Source organism: Olavius algarvensis spirochete endosymbiont (assembly GCA_900608495.1).
Taxonomy (GTDB): Bacteria; Spirochaetota; Spirochaetia; order DSM-2461; family DSM-2461; genus UBA2779.
Map to the genome: position 1 here is coordinate 1 of UWYT01000171.1, position 2,184 is coordinate 2,184.

At 52.0% G+C, this 2,184-nt stretch carries 1 protein-coding gene; it reads right to left on the reverse strand.

From position 1 onward, the window contains the following. Positions 1–2,180: toxin TcdB middle/N-terminal domain-containing protein (locus S1OALGB6SA_RS04175; protein ID WP_306766984.1), on the reverse strand; the 2,180-nt coding region annotated here is incomplete at its 3' end. Positions 2,181–2,184 lie beyond the last annotated feature (4 nt).

A 2,184-nucleotide genomic window follows, 5' to 3' on the forward strand; every position in this document is an offset into this window, starting at 1 on the left:
TCTATCCTGTTCATACGCCCAAGATAGTCGCTCTTGAAACTCATCAGGGCAATCTGATCGGCATGCAAGGCTCTCTGGCTATGGAGGGTGCGCCTCTCACGAATCACCTCGCCCATCTTCCCATACTCGAACTCATGCAGTCCGGACTCATCTCTCCTTCGAATAAGACGGCCCACACCGTTGATATTTTTCTTCGTGCTGTCGCCGTAGAAGTAGTGAACATCTTCAGACTCGGGATAGTCCCTCCTGCTAATCCGGCCAAACCCATCATAGTGATGGCGAACCACCTTCCCCTTGGCCCTGAGATTCGGATCGCTCCTCTCAATCAGGTTCCCACGCTCATCATACCTGTAGCGAACAACTCCTCTCTCAGGGGATTCCTGGGCAACTTGCAGGCCCCTCATGTCGTAGGTGAACCTGACGCTGTAATCATCCTCTCCCTGATTGCTCTGCCTCACCTCGAGCAGCTCGCCTAAGGGGTTGTACTCATAGTCCACATGGGCGAGTGTTTCGTCCATGTACTTCCTGCGAAGGTTCTCAAGTTGGCCACGAGCATTCTTGCGAGTCTCACTGATTCTGCTTAAGGGATCAGTGAGTATGCTCAAACTAGTCTCCCCATCAATCCGGTATTGATAGGTTGAATAGACATCGCCCCAGTTACTAGATGGATAGATAGTCTTAAGGGGCCTGTCCAAATCATCATAAATGGTTTGAGTGATGAAGCCCTCTTCCAGGAGAGGAGCGGTCGGCAAGCCATCGGCGGCCTGGAAGCTCGGACGACCCTCCTTAACCACGCGCCCCTTCTCATCATAGCTCACGGCTCCAGAGACATTCCAACCCAATTCCCCGCCCTCACGATCGACATGGGCGATGAAGCCAGTCTTGGCCGTGTAAATCGGACGCCCAAGTCCATCAATCTTGATGAGCGTGTACATGAGCTCTTCATCATCGGGATCGAGGGATATCTTGTTCGCGCTCCTGGCATAGAGTGAGCCATAATCGTCACTCGTATACTCATAAGCGACTGCCGGAATAGTCCCGTCATAGGGCCCAAATATCGCAGTCGGGCGGCCAAAATCATCATAGTCATGGCGCTCAGGCAACCCATTCGGATCGGTGCGGCTCCTAAGTGTCCCCTCTGCCCTGTTCCATGCCATATGGCTGCTTATCTCTTCTCCATCTGATGATTCAACATCAATGCGAGTCACAAACAAACCCGAATCATCATAGTCGTAGGATGTCCTGGTTCCCAGGGGGTCTGTTATCGAAGAGAGTGTGCCATCATCATTCCAGCTGATCCTGCTCGTGGAGCTCTCAGAATCATAGAAGATTCTAAGTGCCGTCAGTCGGCCCAGGCTGTCATAAACTCCCTCCCTGTGCCGCAGCAGATTACTATCATTATCACGCACTTTCAAGCGCGCGGGAAGCGACATCCTATAGAGATCCCTCATGTATCTGTAGCTGATGATGAGAGTCAAATCGCCATCAGTACCGGGTGGATTCTCCTCCAGCTCAGTGATATTCCCATAGCTATCATACTCATACTCCTTCTCCATCGTGATAGCATCGAGGCTGCCAGGCTCCCAGCTCTCAAAGCTCTCACTCTGAAGACGGGGGAAGCCCCAGCGGTAATCTCTTCTTGAATCACGGTAGATGATATGCTTCGGCGAACTCTGATAGCTTAGCAAATACTCGCTGCTCTGCCGCCTAAGCAGATTGTCGCTAGAGTCATATGTCTCCTGCTTCTCGAGAAGACCCTTCTCGAAAATCAGGGAGTTCTTGTAAGTACTGATGGTTTTCGAGTCATCGGCCGCTATCCGTTCAACCTCCCTGTAGCCCAGGAAAACACGCTCAAGTCGGTCATAGTAACCGCCCAGATACTCATAGCGAGTCTCGTAGGAAAGCTCGTTCCCTGAAAGGACATCATCTTCCTCATTGAGCTGGGCATGATGGGTGACGCTCTCCAGGTTCCAGCGGAAACGAGGATCGGCCACGCTCAAGCTGGAAGCCTCATAGCTAAGCTCGATTCGTCCTCCCAAGGGGGTATGGATGTTTTTCAGAAGGCCCACCTTCCCCATGATATTGCGCTTCAACTTAATATCATTGCTGAAGGTGGTTTTGAGGATATGATCGGGCAGGCCATCCCCGGTAAGATCGCGCATCAGGACGGTGGCATTCATACTG